The following is an 18,966-nucleotide window of genomic DNA, read 5'->3' on the forward strand; positions in this document are numbered from 1 at the left end:
ATACAAATTCTATGAGCATCAATTATCAAAAACTCACAAATCAAGATTTACCTTTACTGAAAGAACTCATCCAAATTTTTGAAGTCGTATTTGAAATGGAAGATTTTGTTTTACCAAATGATACACATTTACAAAGTCTTTTAGACAATGAAAGTATGATTTTTTGGGTAGTTATGTTAGAAGAACATAAAACTAAAAAAGTAATTGGAGGATTGAGAGGTTATATTTTGCCTTCAGTTTATTATGCTAGTTCTGAAATGTATCTATACGATTTGGGCGTGCATCTAAATTTTCAACGAAAAGGAATTGGAACGAAGTTAATGGAAAACCTGAAAGAATATTCTAAAAATTTAGGCTATAAAGAACTTTTTGTACAAGCAGATTTGGAAGATGAACATGCCATTGATTTTTATAAAAAGACAGGTGGAAAAGCTGCTGATGTAATTCATTTTTCGTATGAATTGTAGTGTTTTTAAACTATTGTCAGAGTTATTTCGGATTACCGAAAAACTACTGACAAAGTTTTTATGAAAATTATTCAATATCTAACATTCTATGTTCAGGCAATCCACCACACGGTTTTTTAACTATTTTATATCGAACTATTCTGAAAATTACAGCTATAATTAGTAATAGTAGAAAACCTGCAACTGCGAAAGAAGAGTAAAATCCAATATACAGTAATCCTACACATAATATATCTGGAATTTGATTTCCTATCGTATATAATAAGATTACACAAATTGCATACAATAAAAAAACTACAACAAATAACTTAAAGAGTACAGAAACAACTTTATTCTTGTATATATATCTAAATAACTCTTTCATTTTCTTGACTTGTTTTATTGAATTTTGGCACAACTGTAAAATTATTAGATACGAAAATAGGTATATTTAGTTATCCCTTTATTCCTGAAAGGTAGTCAGCCAAATACAAATAATGCGCTTGTTCGTATTGTGATTTGAAGCCTTTCCATTTTCCTTTATTTATTTTTTTTCTACCAATTTAGTTTTTACAAAAATGAATCTAAATAACCTTACAAATTTAATCAATAGACTTACAGAATTTGGAACAAATCCAAAAGTAGAATGTGAAGATAAAATTCTTGAACTCAAAAAATTATTGGTAGAAATTTATGCTCATTATCTAAATAGTAATTCTTCTCAACTGGAAGAAGATGATAAAGATGATAATGAAATTGAACCACCTAATTTTGATTACAAAGAAACAAGAGAAATTGTAGAGAGTAACTTTCCAAATTTGGGTTGGTATAGCACTACGATAGAAATAAATGAAACATGGAAAGAAAGTAATCTAGCAATAGGAGATGCCATTGATGATTTGAAAGATATAATTATAGATATGTTGAAAGTAAAATGGTATTTTGAAAATACAAATGTAGAGGAAGCTTTATGGTATTTTGAATTATTTATGCGTAGTCATGCTGAACAGCATTTGGTGGATTTGCTTAAATATTTGAAGGATAGAGAGTGATTTGTTATTTAACGTGAACTCGGTATTATTTAGGTACAAATATTCTAGGTTTTTCTGGGTAGAAATGATAAGCTACTATTGTAGCTGCCATATGCGTAAATGCGTTTATAGGCTTCCTATGTCTAGAATGTTCTACGTCAAAAACGGAAATTAAAATATCATTTACAGATTCAATAATGGCTCTTTTTCTAAGTGTGTATTTTTCTTTCAATGTGATGAGTTGATTCTTCATATTTTTTTTTGTTTTAGTTATCATTTTAATTCCCTTTTCATAGAGTTGTTCCCAAAGTTTTGTCAAATACCCTTTATCACCAAAGCAATTTCCTTTCAAATTTTTTAATAAATTTTTGAGTAGATTGTGGTTATTATCAGCCTTATTTGCTGCTGTAATTTCAAAAGCCATTACCTCTCCTAAACGACGGTTTCAAGCCTCGTTTACGGTTAAAATATGAAATTAGAAATTAGAATTCCTACTTTTAGAGGAACAGAAGGATATTGAAAAGTAGATTCAGTCAATTATCAAACTCAAAAAATAGGAATCTATGAAATGTTTTTTGTTTCGCAATACGATTTGTTCCTACTTTTTACTGAACTTGCTTTTTATAATCATCATAGGCATTATTGAGAGCATTGTAAAGCATTTCGCCTACTAGTTTTGCGCCTCTTGCATTAAAATGTGTATAATCACTTTGAGCTAATGAAGGTTTATTATTTACCCAAGAACTCATCGAATTTTGCCCTCCCATAGCATCACGCAAATCCCAAAATGCACATCCTGCTTTCATAGCTGCATTCTTTTGAGCTTGTCTGATTACTTCTACACTTGGATATGATTCAAAATGAGTTCCTTTTTTTCTGGCCCTATCCGAAACACTTACCACCAAAACACAAGCATCAGGATGCAAAGATTTTAAATAATTATACTGACGATAAAACATTCTTTCATAATACGACAAACTATAATTCCCTTCTCCACTAATGTTGACACCAAACTGTACAACAATCAACTTTACTTGAAGAGCTTCTACTTGTTGCTTCATAAAATCACGATTCATGCGAGGAATCTCAAAGCCCGAACTTCCACGAATAGAAACATTATCCAAAGCAACCCCTGTATTACAATCAAAAGCAACTCCCAAAATTTCAGGATTTCCTTTACTTCCCAAATGAACCTGTATTTTATTAAAATTAGTTTTTAAAGGAACTTTATGAATAGCCAAATTTTCATTTGTTGGAAGGTCTAATTTATCAATTACTTCATCTCCATTCAAGTTGAGTTGAAAAGCCAAAGGTGCAGAAGGAGAACGATAAATAAATTTTACATTTTCAATAGTTGTTGCTTTTTTGTGTCCTAGTTTTGGATCAGTAAAACGAACCCAAGCGTGTTTCATTTCTGAATGCAGAGAATCTTCATGAGCAGTAGGATTTGTAAAACGGTCGTATTCTGTCAGAAGTCCTAATTTATTATGACGAGGATTTTTCTTTTGGTCTATATAAGCATATTTTGTCCAATTGGGAGAATAACTAGTAAAAAGTGTAGCACGTACATTTCCACGAACATACACAGGAACAAGTCCCACACCACAACCTCCAAAACGATGTTGAAAACGTTCTCTTAAATAGGAACTAATACGGTCACCTTCAATCTGTGAATCTCCATAATGAAGAATTCGAATCAGATTAGGCTTTTTAGAAAGAGATTGCAAAGAAGCAAAAAAAGCATTTAGTGCATCAGGATTATTGGGTGGAAATTCTATTGCCTGACGAGCAGGAACAACTGGCTCATAACGCTCTTCTTGCAAAACAGTATCTTCTACTTGGACATAATTTAATGAATCTTCATCTGAAAAATCTAATGTATCGACAAGAACAGTTTCTGCATTTTCTACTTTACTCTGAATATCTGCAATAAAATCAAGTTCTTTTTTAGTTGTATCAGGAAGTGGACTTAAATCATCAAGCGTAAAAATATTCATTGTAAAACTCTCACTCATAGGAATTTCGACAGGCGAAAGCACCATTATTACGAGTGAAATGCAAGTAATATAAAAAAGAAGTACAAGAGGGCGTAAGGGTTCTACTGATTTTTGTTTCATTGAGTTTTCTTTCTTTTAAACTTATCAGAAATATATGTTCGTATAGCAAATGTAGTAATTTGATTTATCAAATTATATTAATGTTTCCACAATCTTATGTTTGGATTCAAAACAGCAATACTATCTAAATTACTCTGACGAATATCCACAGAATCAAAAATTATTTGATCCATATATTTCATTTCAGTTACTTGCAAAGGAATATATTTAATTTGATTTTTATTAAAACTCATTCCCAAAAGATTTTTAAGCTCCAAAAGCTGCATAGGAAATTCTGTAAATAGATTATCATTTAAATTACAAGTAATTAGATTTTCTAATTTAGCAAAATTTTCAGGGAGCGATTTTAGTTTATTGCCTCCTAAGTCAGCAATTCTAAGACGTGGCAAATTCACGAAAGTATTAGGTAATTCTTTTATTTTGTTATAACCAAAATTGAAATCCATTAGGTTTTCCATATCTCCAAATGACTCAGGTAGTTTTTCTAATCTACATGCATTTGCTGTGATGTGTAATAACCTATCACAATCACCTATAGATTCTGGAAAGGTACTTATTTTTGTTCCCCCAACTTCAAGAACTTCTAAGTTTTTTAAATTTCCTATATTATCAGGCAGTTTGTATAAAGGATTATTGAGTAAACTTATATAAACTAAATTTTTGAGTTCACATATTTCGTTAGGCAAAACTCTTATATTATTGAAGTTTAAGCCAATCGCTTCTACTTGTTGTAGTAAATTAATATTGGAAGGAAGTGAAGTTATATTACAACTCTTTAAGCTCAATGCTTTTAAATTTGGAAGCTGTGCTAATTTTTCAATATCCTTACTAAAATCAGAAAAATTAGCTCCCACAACAGTTAATCTTTCAAGATTTTTGAGTTTTATAATATCATCTGGTAATTTTGTTGTTCCTTTCTCTTTAAGAAATAGATTTTTCGTGCTGAGAGAATCCTCTACTGCTTCTGAAATAGAAAAGGTAAATTCTACAAACTTTAGGTAAGGATTGATAAATATTCTATTAAAATCAGGCATAGAATAATTATGCCTTTCTCCTGCTGGATGCCAAGGTAGTTTGCTCTCAAAGGTAGGAGGAATTAGCCTTTTGTCTAAAGCTTTATTTTTTTTTATTGCTTTTTCTGTACTTGAAAGGTTGGTAGTATCTTCATCCTTTATAGTATCTTCATTGTCAGTAATGTTTGCGATCAACTGACTTTCATTTTGGGTAGAATTATTTGTATCACAAGATTGCAATAAAAATGAAATGAGAATAAGTAGTATGAAAATATTTTTCATAGAAAAAAAATAAAATATTATTGTAAATAAAACTATCAAAAAAAGTCAGTTTTTCTCCAAATTATTTACAAAAATAATAGAAAAAAACTGACCATATTATTTTTATTGATGAAATGTCAATAATAACAACCTATATCTTCATTTCAGGCACATTATCAAGAATAATCAACTTCCCTTCTGTTGCAGCCTTAATTTCTTCTACACTTACACCTGGCGCACGCTCACGCAAAACAAACCCTTCCTCTGTAACATCTAACACAGCCAAATTAGTAACAATTTTTTTGACACAATTTAATCCTGTAATAGGCAAGCTACATTTTTTCAAGATTTTTGATTCTCCTTTTTTGTTGGTGTGCATCATAGCAACAATGATATTTTGAGCAGAAGCTACCAAATCCATTGCACCCCCCATTCCTTTTACCATTACTTTAGGAATTTTCCAGTTGGCAATATCTCCATTTTCAGAAACTTCCATAGCTCCCAAAACAGTCAAATCGACATGTCCACCACGAATCATGGCAAAGCTCATAGAAGAATCAAAAATTGAAGAACCTGCAAGTGTTGTAACCGTTTCTTTTCCTGCATTGATAAGGTCTGCATCGACATTTTCTTCAGTTGGATAAGGTCCCATTCCTAAAAGCCCATTTTCAGATTGAAGAACTACATCAATTCCTTCTGGTACATAATTAGAAACTAGAGTAGGAATTCCGATTCCTAAATTGACATAAAAACCATCTTGCAACTCTTGTGCAATGCGTTTTGCGATTCCAAATTTATCTAACATAATATTTTAATTGATAGTTGAAAATTGATAATTGAGAAACTAATTTATAAATGATACTAGAATAGTAATTCTTTCATAATTTACCATTCTCAATTCATCATTTTTCATTAACTGTACGCTTTTCAATACGTTTTTCATAATTCTTTCCTTCAAAAATGCGTTGTACAAAAATTCCTGGGATATGGATAAAATTAGGGTCTAATTCTCCATTTTCTACCAATTCTTCTACTTCTACAACCGTAATTTTTCCAGCCATTGCCATCATTGGATTAAAATTTCTGGCTGTTCCTTTGAAAATAAGGTTTCCTTGCTTGTCACCTTTCCACGCTTTTACAAAAGCAAAATCTGCATAAAGAGCTTCCTCCAAAACATACATTTTACCATTGTATTCTCTAGTTTCTTTGCCTTCGGCTACTTCTGTTCCAAATCCTGCTGGCGTAAAAAATGCAGGAATTCCTGCGCCACCAGCTCGGCATCTTTCGGCTAGAGTTCCTTGTGGGATTAAATCTACTTCTAATTCGCCTGATAGAAGTTGTCTTTCAAATTCGGCATTTTCTCCTACATACGAAGAAATCATTTTCTTTACTTGGCGTTTTTGGAGCATAAGTCCAATACCAAAATCATCTACACCTGCATTATTTGAGATACAAGTAAGACCTTTTACGCCACTTTTAACAAGGGCAGTAATAGAATTTTCAGGAATTCCACAAAGACCAAAACCACCTAACATAAGTGTCATGTTGTCTTCAATGCCTTCAAGGGCAGCCTCTGCGTTGGGATAGACTTTATTCATTTTTAATGTTTATTTACGTGTTTGTTTGTAACTTTTTTATAATCTGAGTAAAAAGATTATATTTTATCCAAAGTTTGAAAAATAAGAGCAGTTTTCAAAATAAAATTGTTTCATTTTGTTTTAGTAGAAAATTAGCACAAAACTAAATCCTGTATTCAAACTTATTGAGATTTAGAATTGATAAATCGGTCAGATATAGTATACCAAAGAAATAACGACATAAAATTTGATAACTAATAGAAATTAAATAAACAACTATTTTACAACAAATAACTTACTGAAAATCAATGCATTAAATTCACAATTCGTAATTTTTAATTCGTAATTGTTCCTAAGCGAATAGCTTTTTGAAAGCTCTACTTTGTTAAAAATAAATTTCTTGAGCCAATCTATATGTATTTGCATGAGCTTCTACAATATCAGTAATATTTGGTGAATATCCTCCTCCCATACTGACACAAACAGGAATAGTGTTCTTTTTACACTGCTCAAAAACAAACAAATCTCGTTCTCGGCAGCCTTTCAAAGTCATTCCCAAACGCCCTAATTTATCAGTTTCAAGTATATCTACACCTGATTGAAAAAATATAAATTGAGGTTCTTGTTCTTCGATAAGTTTGGGTAAAATTTCTTTTAAAATTTTTAAATAGGTTTTATCATCTGTCCCATCTTCTAGCTCAATATCTAAGTCTGATTTTTCTTTTTTGTAAGGATAATTTTTTGCACCATGCATACTAAAAGTAAAAACTCGTTTTTCATTCTCAAAAATTTCTGCTGTTCCATTTCCTTGATGCACATCCAAATCTACCACCAAAATTTTATCAAAATTATGCTCGTCCATCAAATGATATGCCCCTAAGGCAATATCATTTAGAAGACAAAAACCTTCTCCATGTTCGGTAAAAGAATGATGTGTTCCTCCTGCAATGTTCATACTAATACCATATTTCAAGGCAAATTCTGTATTTTGGATTGTTCCTCCTGCAATTGTAATTTCTCTCCTGATTAGCCTTTTAGAGATTGGAAAACCAATCAATCGTTCTTCTTTTCGTGTTATAGAAACATTTTTTAATTTGTTCCAATACTCTAAAGTATGTGCTCTGAGAATTTTTTCTTCTGAAATAGGGATTGCTTCAAAAAAATTTTCTTGGATTATAGTTCCTTCCTCAAGAAGTAGTTTGGGTAACAAATTATACTTTTCCATTGGAAAACGATGACTTTGAGGTAATGGATGTGCATAAATAGGAGCAAAAGCAATTTTGAGCATTTTAATTTAAAGAAATGGTAAGTAATTTTAAAAAACTAGAATCCACAAAAAAACCTTATTTTCTATTGTTTTGTTTCAATAAAAAATAAGGTTAGCTTCTTGAGATAATAAAATAAGGACTAGATATTAATCTTCGTCTTCATCTACTACTACTTCTTTTGCAAATTCTGCAATCATTTTACCTTTAAGATAAAGATTACCTTCGTGATAATAAGCACGGTGCATCAAATGCGCCTCGCCTGTAGTTGGACAAATAGAGATTGATTTAGCCTCACATTTGTGGTGCGTACGACGCTTATCACGGCGTGTTGTAGAAATTCGACTTTTAGGATGTGCCATAAGATTTTTACTAAATTTTTAAAGAAAGACTGCAAAGATGAAAATTTTTTGTGTAAAAACAGAATTAAAAGCTAGTTTTCTCTCTATTTTCACTTTTTTTCTCATCTATATCTTTCTATTTAAGGTTCAACAATATTTTTAAAGACCTGTTTCTATATCTTGAAAAACATCAAAAATCTAATTTTGATTATTCTTTAAGTTTTTCAAAATACTCCAACGTGGGTCTATTTTTTCGTCTTCAGAAGAAGGTGTAGTTTTATTCTTACTATCCTTTTTATCTCCTGATTTGTCCTCTGATTTTTTATCTGTTTCAGAAGAGTAAATGAAATTGATTTTTTTTGCTTTTTTGTCTGACTCTTCGTCATCCAAATTATCCAAATCTCCACTTTCTGTATATTCATCTGAATCATCATCCGAATATCCATCTTCTTCCTCCCAAAAACGAGGGTGCAACTTCTTCATTGGAATATCCAACATCAAAAACTCATACAAAAGCTCACCTACATTAATGCTTGGTGTTCTACGAGTTATCAAAACAATCTCTTCAGTAAGTTCTCGCTCTTCCTCACTATATTTATAGAGAATTGTATCTTCGACATCTACTTCATAATCAAACTCGTCTAAAGAACGGTCACAGACCAGCTCTACAGTACCGTCAATAATTAAAGTAGCACGAATAAGTTGTTCGTTTTTTTCGAGAATGACTTCTGCATTACAATCTCCTTTTTCAATAAATCCATTTAGATGCTCCTTGACATAAGCAAAGAATTCATTGTCTAATTTGAATGTAAAAGAATGCGAACCTAATTTGAGCGCAATAATGTCAATTTCGAAAGTGCGTAAGTCTTTCACTTGATTTTAACTTTTTGATTAAGACCACAAAGATACGGCTTTCTATCAAAAAACAAGTATTTTTTCATTAAAAATCTAATTTTTATCGAAAAAAAATCTATAAGAAATGACTTCACTCAAAATCTTGCAAAACTCATTTTATTTTTGGATTTTACAAGGAAAATAAAATTAGCATTCAATTACTTAACTACCTTATTACAATGATAAATTATGTTTGTGTTTCTGACCTACATTTAGGTGCTGCTTCAAGTTTGATGACTTATGTCAATCCAAATAGCTTTCGAATTGACCCACAAAAACCCAGTCCAACGCTTGCAGAATGGGTAAAATGTATGGATAAAATTATTTCTGAAACCAATCCAAAGGGTACAAAAAAGCCAAAACTCATTTTGAATGGAGATATAATGGAACTTGCTCTTTCCAATACAAATGAAACAGCAATGGCTTTCGAACAGTTTATCAAACTAATTTTTCCTGCTGATAAAGCTCAAGAAGAGTGGGTTTTTGATACAGAATTGCATTTTCTACCTGGAAATCATGACCATCATTTGTGGGAAAAAGCTAGAGAAACCCAATATATTAATTATATTGAAACGTTAACACCAGATAGTTATTTGCCTATTCCTTGGCACACTACCAAAATGTATAACCCAAATCCCATTCCTGATTATTTTATGAATGGAATTATGCACAGACAACCACATTTGAAAGAGGCATGTGTTTGTGTTTCGACTATCTATCCAAGTTATATTGTAACCAATGAAAATAAAAGTAAAGGCGTAATTTTTTCACACGGGCATTATATAGAATCGCTTTATACGCTTATGTCAGACCTAAAAACAATGATTTTTCCTGACCGTTTGCGTCCTCAAGATATGTGGGATATCGAAGCTGAAAATTTTGCTTGGATAGATTTTTTTTGGTCGACAATGGGTCGTTCTGGAGAAGTAGGAAAAGATATTGAAGCAATTTATAACAAAATGCAAGACCCAAAAGAAGTCCGAAAGCTAACTGATAATCTATCTGAAAGTATTGCAGAACGTTGGCAGAAAAACAAAATCAAAGAAATAGCAACAGAAGGAGCATTAAAATGGATTTTGGGAGAAGTCTTTGAAAAAATTGCAAACTCTGAACGTGGAGTGCCTCATAAAGTATTAGACGACAAAACAAAAGCAGGATTAACCGATTTTATTGAAAAGCCTGTGTTATCACAAATGAAAGATGAAATGGGACAAATCCCTCCTTATTTGAGCTTTATTTTTGGACATACTCACAAACCTTTTGAAAAAATGATGACATTTGGAGGATTTCCACAAGCTGTAAAAGTATACAATGATGGAGGTTGGGTTGTTGATACAGTTGAACAGCAAAGCTTTCATGGTGGTGCAGTCGTACTAGTAGATGATAATTTGGATTGTCTATCACTTCGCATGTATAATGAAGGCAAATATGAAGTTTCGGTAGCAGAAGCTAAATATGAAAACGAAGAACATTCAGAGTTTTTCAATACAGTCTCTAAACTCATAGACAATGAACATGAACCTTTTGCTAGTTTTTGTAAAGTAATTGAAAAAGAGGTAGAAATTCGTCACGCTTATTTGCGCTCTAGTGTGAGAAGTTAGAAAACACAAAATTTTAGTTTTAAAAAAAGCCTAAGAATTTTAAAGTAATTCTTAGGCTTTTTGTACTGCTGTTTTTTTTAGTTGTCTAGTTGAGAGAGACTTTTTTCTAAATTAACCAAATGCTCAATTCTAAATATGTTGTTTTGAGCAATTTATTCAAAAGGTATTTGTGATTTATTTGTCTGATAAAGGAGTATTACCAATTCATTCATAGAATCAATTGTAATGCTTATTCCATCGTCTTCAGAAGTTAGAATTAAATTCAGATGCTTAGATGGAATTAGTTTTAAAGTGTACTTTTCTTTATCCCTCATGATTTTGAATTTTCTATTCTCTATTTTAGTTACAGTAAAACCAAGTTCGATAACTTTGTTCCTAATTTCATTATAATGAGATCGCATGGTGAGAAAATAGAGCCAATCAATCAAAAAATAAGATACTAAACAGAAAATTAAAATACCGATTATCATTGTTAGGATTTTCGCAAACTGTATTACAGACAAAATTTTATTTGTTTTGATAATTAAAATCTGAAATAAATAGGGTTGAAACCCTGTTCAATTAGAAAAAGTCAAATTTTATTCCCTATGAATTTAACTTTATGAAAGTCCTAATTGTTATTTTACCTCTTTTTTTATAATTAATGATAAAAAACTCCTTTTCAAATAAGTTGCTCAAAACAATATATTCAAAAAGGAATTTTTATTTTTCATGTTCTGTATGAACTCTGTGTTTAAAATATATTAAACGCTCAAACGATTTTCAATTTCACCAACCAAAAACTCTCTCAAAACATCAATTTCGATACTATTCAAAACCTCTTCTGCAAAGGCTTGTAATAATAATGATTTTGCTTTTTGTTTTGGAATTCCTCTAGCTTGCAAATAAAATAAAGCCTCTTCATCTAGTTTTCCAGTTGTTGCGCCATGCGAACATTTTACATCATCTGCCCAAATCTCAAGTTGTGGTTTTGTATTCAGAATAGCATCATCAGAAAGCAAAACATTTTTATTAGACTGAAAAGCATTTGTTTTTTGTGCAGCCTGACGAACAAATATTTTTCCGTTAAAAACAGCTCTTGATTTGCCATCCAAAACGCCTTTGTAAGTTTCGTTACTGTACGAATTTGGTCTTGTGTGGTCAATAACGGTATGATTATCAACGTGTGTTTTTTCGTTCAACAAATAAAGTCCATTCATAAACGACTCACAATGTTCTCCAGAAATAATTCTCAAATCATTACGGATTAATTTTCCTGCCAAAGAAATTGTGGTGTTCGTAAAACTACTATTATCAGCTTGCTTTGCATGTGTGCTTCCTATTTGAAACTGACTTTTTGCGTCTGCTTGTATTTTGTAATGCTTTACATTTCCATATTTCTCTACATTTACAGAAGTCAAAACATTTGTCAAATTTGGATTTTCGCCTTTTGTAATATAGTTTTCTACAACTGTACAACGGCTATTTTCTCCCACAGAAATATAATTTCTGACCTGTGAAAGTATGTTTTTCTGACTTGCATCATTTACAAAATAAACAAAAACAGGAAGCTCTAATTCTTGATTGTTAGCAATTTCAATAAGATAACCATCAGTAGCAAAAGCTGCATTGATATCAGAAAAAATACTAACCGAATCCTTATCAAATGTACTTGGAAACCTATCAAGAAATTTCTCAAAAGCAGAACTAGAAGTTTCAGTATTTGAAAGCGATTTTATAGAAATTTTATCTTTAGTTTCTTTTATATTAGAATGTTTATCAGAAAAATGACCATTAATAAAAACAAGAACATGAGAGTCTAAATCTTTATTACTATTCAAATAATAGTTTAATTCATTCAAATCTAAATCAGAATTTAAAGAACTATTTTCACTTTGTAATTCAAATTTATTAGAAAGAATGGATTTTATATCTGTAAATTTCCATTCTTCGTTTCTTGTTGTCGGAAAAGCATTGTTTTTGATAGCTTCTAAAGCTGACTTTTTGGTTACAGAAAATTTATCTGTCTCGTTACTTTCACTTACTTTTTCAGCCAACTCTTCAAAAGGAGCTAAAAAAGTAGATTTTATATCGTCTAAAGTAGTTGTCATAAATGGTGGTTTTTTGTTGTTGGTGTCGCTTCGCTAAAACACCAACAACAGCAGGAAAATTTGAAGTTTGTTAAATAAACCGTCGTTGAGGTTCAAATGAAACTATCAACGAGGTAAAATTCTGAATACTGGTAATTGATTACTACTTACTGGTAACTGAATTAACTTCTTCTTTTATCCAATCATAGCCCTTTGCTTCCAATTCTAAAGCGAGTTCTTTTGTACCCGATTTTACGATACGACCTTGATATAAAACGTGAACAAAATCTGGAACGATATAATCTAAAAGTCGTTGATAGTGAGTTACTACAATAACTGCATTATCTTTATTTTTGAAACGATTAACGCCATTTGCAACAATCTTAAGCGCATCAATATCAAGTCCTGAATCTGTTTCATCCAAGATAGCTAATTTTGGCTCTAACATTGCCATTTGGAAAATCTCATTCTTTTTCTTCTCTCCACCCGAAAAACCTTCATTCAAAGCTCTTGTCAAAAGTGAAGAATCTAATTCCATTTCAGCAGCTTTTGATTTCATCAATTTCAAAAATGAAACTGCGTCTAATTCTTCTTTTCCTTTGTATTTACGAATTTCGTTTACAGCCGTTTTCATAAAAGTAGCATTGCTTACTCCTGGGATTTCGATAGGATATTGAAAAGCTAAAAATATTCCCTCTCCTGCACGCTCTTCTGGCGCAAGATCTAAAAGGTCTTTTCCTTCAAATGTGATACTTCCCCCTGTTACTTCGTATTCTTCTCTTCCTGCCAAAACAGAAGCAAGTGTACTTTTTCCTGAACCGTTTGGTCCCATAATAGCATGAACTTCGCCAGCTTTTACTTCAAGATTAAGTCCTTTAAGAATTTCTTTGTCGCCAGTTCCTGTATCTATACTAGCTTGTAAGTCGTTTATATTGAGCATTTTTGAGTATTTTCTTTTTTATGAAAAACGTTAATTTATAAAGTAAGGAAGTCTAAAGTATTTTCTAAATAGAAATTAATTATTTAGACTAATTACAAACTAACTAGAATTTGGGTGCAAAGTTCGTAAAGAATTGAAGCAAAAGCAATTTTTGTGATTTAATTTGCGTGAATAAATTGTTTAATGGTTATTCATAATTTAAAAAATTCTTCAAAATATCATTTTTATAAAAATATTATCTGCAAATTTACTTATCATAACAAGATCTTGTGTAGCATTAAGAATTGAAAAATATTCTATACTCACTAGATTTGCAAGAGTAAATGATTACTCATATTTAAGTTATTTTTGATTATAATCATCCTTTATTCTAAAATGACTATTTTTGACGATTTGTTTTAGTTCATTTGGTTTTCTCCTAGTAAATAACCAATTATATTGAGGAGAACTATAGATATAACTTTCCTCTTTATCAGGACAGTATTCTAACTGAAAATCATTTATATAATAAGCATAAAAACCATATTCATTTACCATGTGTGAAATAAACTTATCATTTATTGCAGGACCTAATACCTCCATAATTAGATAATCTACTTTTTTGAATACGTTTGTTGCTCCTTTTTCAATCAAGTATTCAGCATTTTCCACATCAATTTTGATGACACAGTCAAATGCATTAATATCACTTTGCTCAACAAAATTATTTAGTGAAATTACGTTTATCTTAACCTGTTCTAACTGGTGTTTATCAGAGTAATTATCATTTAAACTAGAACAAGAACTATCAGTATGATTGATATAAAATATGGTTTCTCCAGATTCTTTTCCTACTCCAAACTTATGACCATAAATATTTTTTAAATTATTACTTTGAATGGCATTTTCTGTGAATGAGTAAAGCAATTCATTAGGTTCAAAGTAATGAATTATTTTATCTTCAGATAAATGTGTTCTCAAAAAGAAGCTAAAATAACCATAGTGAGAACCTATATCTAAATAGTATTTTTTATTGTTCATTAATAACAAAGACAGATAAAGAGGACCTCTTTCTCCATCATATTGCATTGGAGTCCCAAATAAATATACAGAACTAACTGTAGATGAGGGTTCAACTACTAATTTTAAGTTAGGAGAGATACCAAAATTAGTAGTTATAGGCATCTTAGGAGGGTAATAATAATGAAGTTTGGACAAAAACTGACTTAGAAAATGATTGTTTTTTAAATCATAAGAAGTTGCAAAATGCTTCATGATTTGCATCTTAAAAGGTAAATATTTAAGAAGTAGTTGTTTTATAGACATAAACAAACAGAACAAGTAATTAGAATAATTTTAATACTTAATTTTTTCAAATATAGGTCTTTCTTATTATTTTTTTAGATTATTGTGGCTAAACTCAAAATATTTTTTAATATTTTCTTTCCCACTAAAATTCGTATTTTTGAAAATCTATTTAATACTAAAGAGTAGAAAAGACCTTTTTAAATTTACAACACACAAAATTTTATGAGAGAATTACTAGAGAAATTTGAGAACAAAAATCCAGAAATCGTTTTTGAATGGCACGATCAACACACTGAAGCTGTGGGTTGGGTAGTCATTAACTCACTTCGTGGAGGTGCAGCAGGTGGAGGAACACGTATGCGTGTCGGATTAGACAAGCGTGAAGTAGAGTCACTAGCCAAAACCATGGAAATCAAATTTAGTGTTTCAGGACCTGCTATTGGTGGCGCAAAATCAGGAATCAATTTTGATCCAAAAGACCCACGTAAGCAAGAAGTGTTGAATCGTTGGTACAAAGCAGTAGCACCACTTTTGAAAAATTATTATGGAACAGGTGGTGATATGAATGTCGATGAAATCCATGAAGTAATTCCGATTACAGAAGATTGTGGTATTTGGCATCCACAAGAAGGTGTTTTTACAGGACACTTTCAGCCAACAGAACCACAAAAAATTAACCGTATCGGACAACTTCGTTATGGTGTAGTCAAAGTTTTGGAAAACGAAGATTACACACCTTCTCTGCAAAGAAAATACACTGTTGCTGATATGATAACAGGTTATGGTGTAGCTTGTGGAGTTTTTCATTTTTATGATATTTGGGGCAAAGGAGAAGCAGATTATAAAGGAAAACGAGCAATCATTCAAGGTTGGGGAAATGTAGCAAGTGCAGCAGCTTTTTATTTAGCTCAAAAAGGAGTAAAAATTGTTGGTATTTTGGATAAAGAAGGCGCACTTCTGAAAGAAGAAGGTTTTTCTTTTGAAGAAATCAAGCAATTATTCTTAGATAAAAACGGAAATCAGCTCAACGCAACAAATATGTTTTCTTTCGAAGAAGCAGAACAAAAAATTTGGGATTTTGGAGTAGAAATATTTATTCCTGCTGCTGCATCAAGATTGGTTCAACAATCTCAAATTGAAAGAATGATAAAAGGTGGTTTGGAAGTAGTTTCTTGTGGTGCAAATGTTCCTTTTGCTGACAAAGAAATTTTCTTAGGTAAAACATTAGAATATGCTGATAAAAATGTAGCAATTATTCCAGATTTTATTGCAAACTGTGGAATGGCTCGTGTTTTTGCTTACCTTATGAGCAACGATGATGTAGATATGTCTGATGAAGGAATCTTTGAAGATACTTCAACTATCATCAAAAATGCACTTGAAAAAACACATTCAAGAAACAAAAATAAGACAGGATTAGTAGAAACTTCTTTTGAGATTGCCTTAGAGCAATTAGTTTAAATATTATGTTATTGGTTGGAACACCATAGCCGTAAGTCTATAAATGAAGTAGAATTATTTACTCCTTTAGGAGTTGTATATTGGTAGAAAAAAGAGAAAGCTACATCCTCATTTACTCCGTAGGAGTTTCATAATGGTAGCATTTCGTCTTTAAATATCATAAATTCTACCAATATGAAGTTCCTACGGAACAGAGTTAAAATAAGAATTTTAACCTTACGGCTATGGTTGGAACACCAACAATAGCAAGTTACGTATCACAGACTTCCCCCAGTCTGTGCAAAAATGAAAAAGTTGAATTAAAGCCTTAGTAATTTTGAAATTACTAAGGCTTTTTTTATCTAATTTTTCGAACTATTATTTGATGTAAGTAAGTTTATCTGAAATAGATAATTATATTTGTAAAAATATACGCACTTACATTTATCATCATCACTTCCACTCTTCTTATTTTACAGTCTATTTATACATTATGAAAACTATAGAGGTCGAACACAAAGCCAAGCAAACACTTTTGGCAATTGGTTTCTTTTTATTTATTTATTTGTTACTTATTTCCCTTTCTTTTGCCCTTACTATAGGTTTTGGATTTGCAGGAATAGGAGTTGTTGCTATGCGCCCTTCTTTTTTTACGTTATTTCTAGGAATAGGATTGGCTAGTATTGGAGGTTTGGTTTTCTTTTTCTTAATAAAATTTATTTTCAAACGTGTCAAAGTTGATCGTTCGGATATGATAGAAATTAAAGAAAATGACGAACCTCGTCTTTTTGCTTTAATTAGAGAACTGACTAGAGAAGTAGGCACAGATTTTCCTGAAAAAATCTATCTGACTAGAGATGTAAATGCTGCTGTTTTTTACGATTCTAGCTTTTGGAGTATGTTTTTTCCTACCAAAAAGAATCTACAAATTGGTCTAGGATTAATCAATGCAGTAACTGAAACTGAACTTAAAGCTGTTTTGGCTCACGAATTCGGACATTTTAGTCAGAAAACATTAAAAGTAGGAAGTTATGTTTATAATGTAAATAAAGTAATTTATAATATGCTTTATGACAATAATTCGTATAGCAATTTAGTACAACGCTGGGCAAATTTTTGGTGGGGTTTTGCGATTTGTGCGTGGATAGGAATCACAATTATTACAGGAATTCAATGGATTCTTCAAAAAATGTACGGCATTGTCAATGTTCGTTATATGGAACTTTCTAGAGAAATGGAATTTGAAGCTGATCAAATTGCTGCATCTGTGGTCGGTTCAAAACCTTTGATAGATTCACTTTTACGTCTTCAATTGGCTAGTGACGCACTTCAATCTTTAATCAATTTTTATCAAGAACAAATCGCCAAAGAAGAAATAGCTGAAAATATTTATCCTCAACATCATTATTTAATGAATTATTTGGCTAAAGAAAGTCATCTTGATATAGAAAATAATTTGCCTGTTGTTACGAAGGAGAGTTTGAATAAATTTGATAGAAGTAAGGTAGTTATTGAAAATCAATGGGAATCGCATCCAAGTACAGTCGATAGAGTACAGCATTTAGAAGATTTGGGTTTTGATGCAGAACCTTCTTTAGATACAGCATGGAGTATTTTTGAGAATGCTCAGAAATGGCAAGATAAGTTTACAAAAGATATTTTTGCAGATGTAAAATTTTCTCAGACACCAAAACTACTTTCTTTAGAAAATTTCAAAGAAGAATATTCTGCCTACAAACAAAAGTATTCTTTTGATGAGCGTTACAACGATTTTTATAACTCAAAAGATATTTCAGAATTTAATATGGAAATAATTATTGATCGAATCAATTCGAATTCTTCAAAAGTCCTGATTACTGAAAATACAGAGTTAGAAGATATTTTCAATGAAAAAAATACAGAGCTTATCCGAAAACAACAAGGATTAGAAAATGATTGCCTGATTTTGGAAGCTATTATTGATAAGCAAATCAAACTCAAAACTTTTGATTTTGAAGGAATAAAATATCCAGTCAAACATGCGCCACTTATTTTACAAGAATTACAAGATGAAGCACAAGCCAACAAAAAGCTAATTCAACAAAATGAAGAAAATGCTTTTATTTATTTCTATAAAAAAGCTCAAGCAAATAATAATGATACAGTTTTGAAAGAATTGTATGAAAATTATTTTGAAAGAAATGAAATAAAGAAAGCTGATGAATTACTTCATAAAGCTCTTTTAGAAAAATCACAATTTATTGGTCAGCAATTAGAAATTCATGAAATTGAAGAACACATGGCACAACTTCGTTTTGAAGAGCGAAAAATGCGTTCTCGTTTGAAAGAAATTGTAGAAAAAGAACCTCATCTTTTAGATGTTTACACTGCTCAAAACAAAAAACAATTAGAAGATTATCTGTCTCAAGAATGGATTTATTTTGACCATAATCATTATTATGAAACTCCTCTAGGACTTCTTTTTGCTGCCTACAGTTTTTATTATGAACTTTTCAATCAGTCTTTATTCTTAAATAAGAAAAATCTATTGGAAAGACAATTGTCATTAGCAGCTTAGTTTTCAAATAAAAATTAGAAGTTGTTTAAGAATAGAAAAAATATGTTCTGTGTGCGACAGAACAGGGACAGAATTTCATTTTTCCATAGAACTGGGTTTGCAAACCCAGTTCTATGGAAAAATAACA

General features: G+C 31.0%; 17 protein-coding genes. 5 read left to right on the forward strand and 12 right to left on the reverse strand.

The window, feature by feature from the left end:
* The first annotated feature begins 11 nt into the window (after positions 1–11).
* Both V9L05_RS02575 and V9L05_RS02580 read left to right on the forward strand, forming a co-directional pair.
* On the forward strand, positions 12–467 hold the full coding sequence (locus tag V9L05_RS02575; RefSeq protein ID WP_338814270.1) for a GNAT family N-acetyltransferase: 456 nt from the start codon (positions 12–14) through the stop codon (positions 465–467).
* Between the two features lie 557 nt (positions 468–1,024).
* Positions 1,025–1,498 (forward strand): hypothetical protein, encoded by a 474-nt coding sequence (locus V9L05_RS02580; RefSeq protein ID WP_338814271.1) that lies wholly within the window; start codon positions 1,025–1,027, stop codon positions 1,496–1,498.
* A gap of 25 nt (positions 1,499–1,523) precedes the next feature.
* On the opposite strand, the gene V9L05_RS02585 is transcribed toward V9L05_RS02580, so the two are convergent.
* The 8 genes from V9L05_RS02585 to V9L05_RS02620 form a co-directional block, all read right to left on the reverse strand.
* Entirely contained in the window at positions 1,524–1,901 is a 378-nt protein-coding gene (locus V9L05_RS02585) for a transposase (protein WP_338814272.1), read from the reverse strand.
* Between the two features lie 181 nt (positions 1,902–2,082).
* Positions 2,083–3,594: a GDSL-type esterase/lipase family protein gene (locus tag V9L05_RS02590; protein WP_338814273.1), complete on the reverse strand. Its 1,512-nt coding sequence runs from the start codon at positions 3,592–3,594 to the stop codon at positions 2,083–2,085.
* Between the two features lie 77 nt (positions 3,595–3,671).
* Positions 3,672–4,889: a leucine-rich repeat domain-containing protein gene (locus tag V9L05_RS02595; protein ID WP_338814274.1), complete on the reverse strand. Its 1,218-nt coding sequence runs from the start codon at positions 4,887–4,889 to the stop codon at positions 3,672–3,674.
* A 130-nt stretch (positions 4,890–5,019) separates the two neighbouring features.
* Positions 5,020–5,676 carry a CoA transferase subunit B gene (locus V9L05_RS02600; RefSeq protein ID WP_338815408.1) on the reverse strand — a complete coding sequence of 219 codons (657 nt, stop codon included), beginning with the start codon at positions 5,674–5,676 and terminating at the stop codon, positions 5,020–5,022.
* A gap of 94 nt (positions 5,677–5,770) precedes the next feature.
* Positions 5,771–6,466: a CoA transferase subunit A gene (locus V9L05_RS02605; protein WP_338814275.1), complete on the reverse strand. Its 696-nt coding sequence runs from the start codon at positions 6,464–6,466 to the stop codon at positions 5,771–5,773.
* Between the two features lie 364 nt (positions 6,467–6,830).
* Positions 6,831–7,733, reverse strand: a complete 903-nt coding sequence (locus V9L05_RS02610; protein WP_338814276.1) for a histone deacetylase — start codon at positions 7,731–7,733, stop codon at positions 6,831–6,833.
* Positions 7,734–7,859: 126 nt separating this feature from the next.
* Complete coding sequence (gene rpmF / locus V9L05_RS02615) at positions 7,860–8,072, reverse strand: 50S ribosomal protein L32 (RefSeq protein ID WP_338790473.1); 213 nt, start codon at positions 8,070–8,072, stop codon at positions 7,860–7,862.
* A 177-nt stretch (positions 8,073–8,249) separates the two neighbouring features.
* Entirely contained in the window at positions 8,250–8,924 is a 675-nt protein-coding gene (locus V9L05_RS02620; RefSeq protein WP_338790471.1) for a YceD family protein, read from the reverse strand.
* 200 nt (positions 8,925–9,124) lie between these two features.
* On the opposite strand from V9L05_RS02620, the gene V9L05_RS02625 reads away from it, so the two are divergent.
* Positions 9,125–10,546 (forward strand): metallophosphoesterase, encoded by a 1,422-nt coding sequence (locus V9L05_RS02625; RefSeq protein WP_338814277.1) that lies wholly within the window; start codon positions 9,125–9,127, stop codon positions 10,544–10,546.
* Positions 10,547–10,698: 152 nt separating this feature from the next.
* Here the strand turns inward: V9L05_RS02625 and V9L05_RS02630 are convergent, their stop codons facing one another.
* The 4 genes from V9L05_RS02630 to V9L05_RS02645 all read right to left on the reverse strand — a co-directional run bounded on the left by V9L05_RS02630 (position 10,699) and on the right by V9L05_RS02645 (position 14,809).
* Positions 10,699–10,947 (reverse strand): hypothetical protein, encoded by a 249-nt coding sequence (locus V9L05_RS02630; protein WP_338814278.1) that lies wholly within the window; start codon positions 10,945–10,947, stop codon positions 10,699–10,701.
* A 342-nt stretch (positions 10,948–11,289) separates the two neighbouring features.
* Positions 11,290–12,636 carry a Fe-S cluster assembly protein SufD gene (sufD, locus tag V9L05_RS02635; RefSeq protein WP_338814279.1) on the reverse strand — a complete coding sequence of 449 codons (1,347 nt, stop codon included), beginning with the start codon at positions 12,634–12,636 and terminating at the stop codon, positions 11,290–11,292.
* 142 nt (positions 12,637–12,778) lie between these two features.
* Positions 12,779–13,555: a Fe-S cluster assembly ATPase SufC gene (sufC, locus tag V9L05_RS02640; protein ID WP_338790467.1), complete on the reverse strand. Its 777-nt coding sequence runs from the start codon at positions 13,553–13,555 to the stop codon at positions 12,779–12,781.
* A gap of 342 nt (positions 13,556–13,897) precedes the next feature.
* Positions 13,898–14,809, reverse strand: a complete 912-nt coding sequence (locus V9L05_RS02645) for an FkbM family methyltransferase (protein WP_338790466.1) — start codon at positions 14,807–14,809, stop codon at positions 13,898–13,900.
* A gap of 255 nt (positions 14,810–15,064) precedes the next feature.
* Here V9L05_RS02645 and V9L05_RS02650 point away from each other — a divergent pair, with 255 nt between their 5' ends.
* Together V9L05_RS02650 and V9L05_RS02655 are read left to right on the forward strand one after the other, a co-directional pair.
* The gene (locus V9L05_RS02650) at positions 15,065–16,303 is read left to right on the forward strand and encodes a Glu/Leu/Phe/Val dehydrogenase dimerization domain-containing protein (RefSeq protein WP_338814280.1); all 1,239 of its coding nucleotides are present in this window, start codon (positions 15,065–15,067) and stop codon (positions 16,301–16,303) included.
* A 472-nt stretch (positions 16,304–16,775) separates the two neighbouring features.
* Positions 16,776–18,839: a M48 family metallopeptidase gene (locus tag V9L05_RS02655; RefSeq protein ID WP_338814281.1), complete on the forward strand. Its 2,064-nt coding sequence runs from the start codon at positions 16,776–16,778 to the stop codon at positions 18,837–18,839.
* The last annotated feature ends 127 nt before the right edge of the window (positions 18,840–18,966 follow it).

The organism is Bernardetia sp. Wsw4-3y2 (assembly GCF_037126295.1).
GTDB lineage: Bacteria > Bacteroidota > Bacteroidia > Cytophagales > Bernardetiaceae > Bernardetia.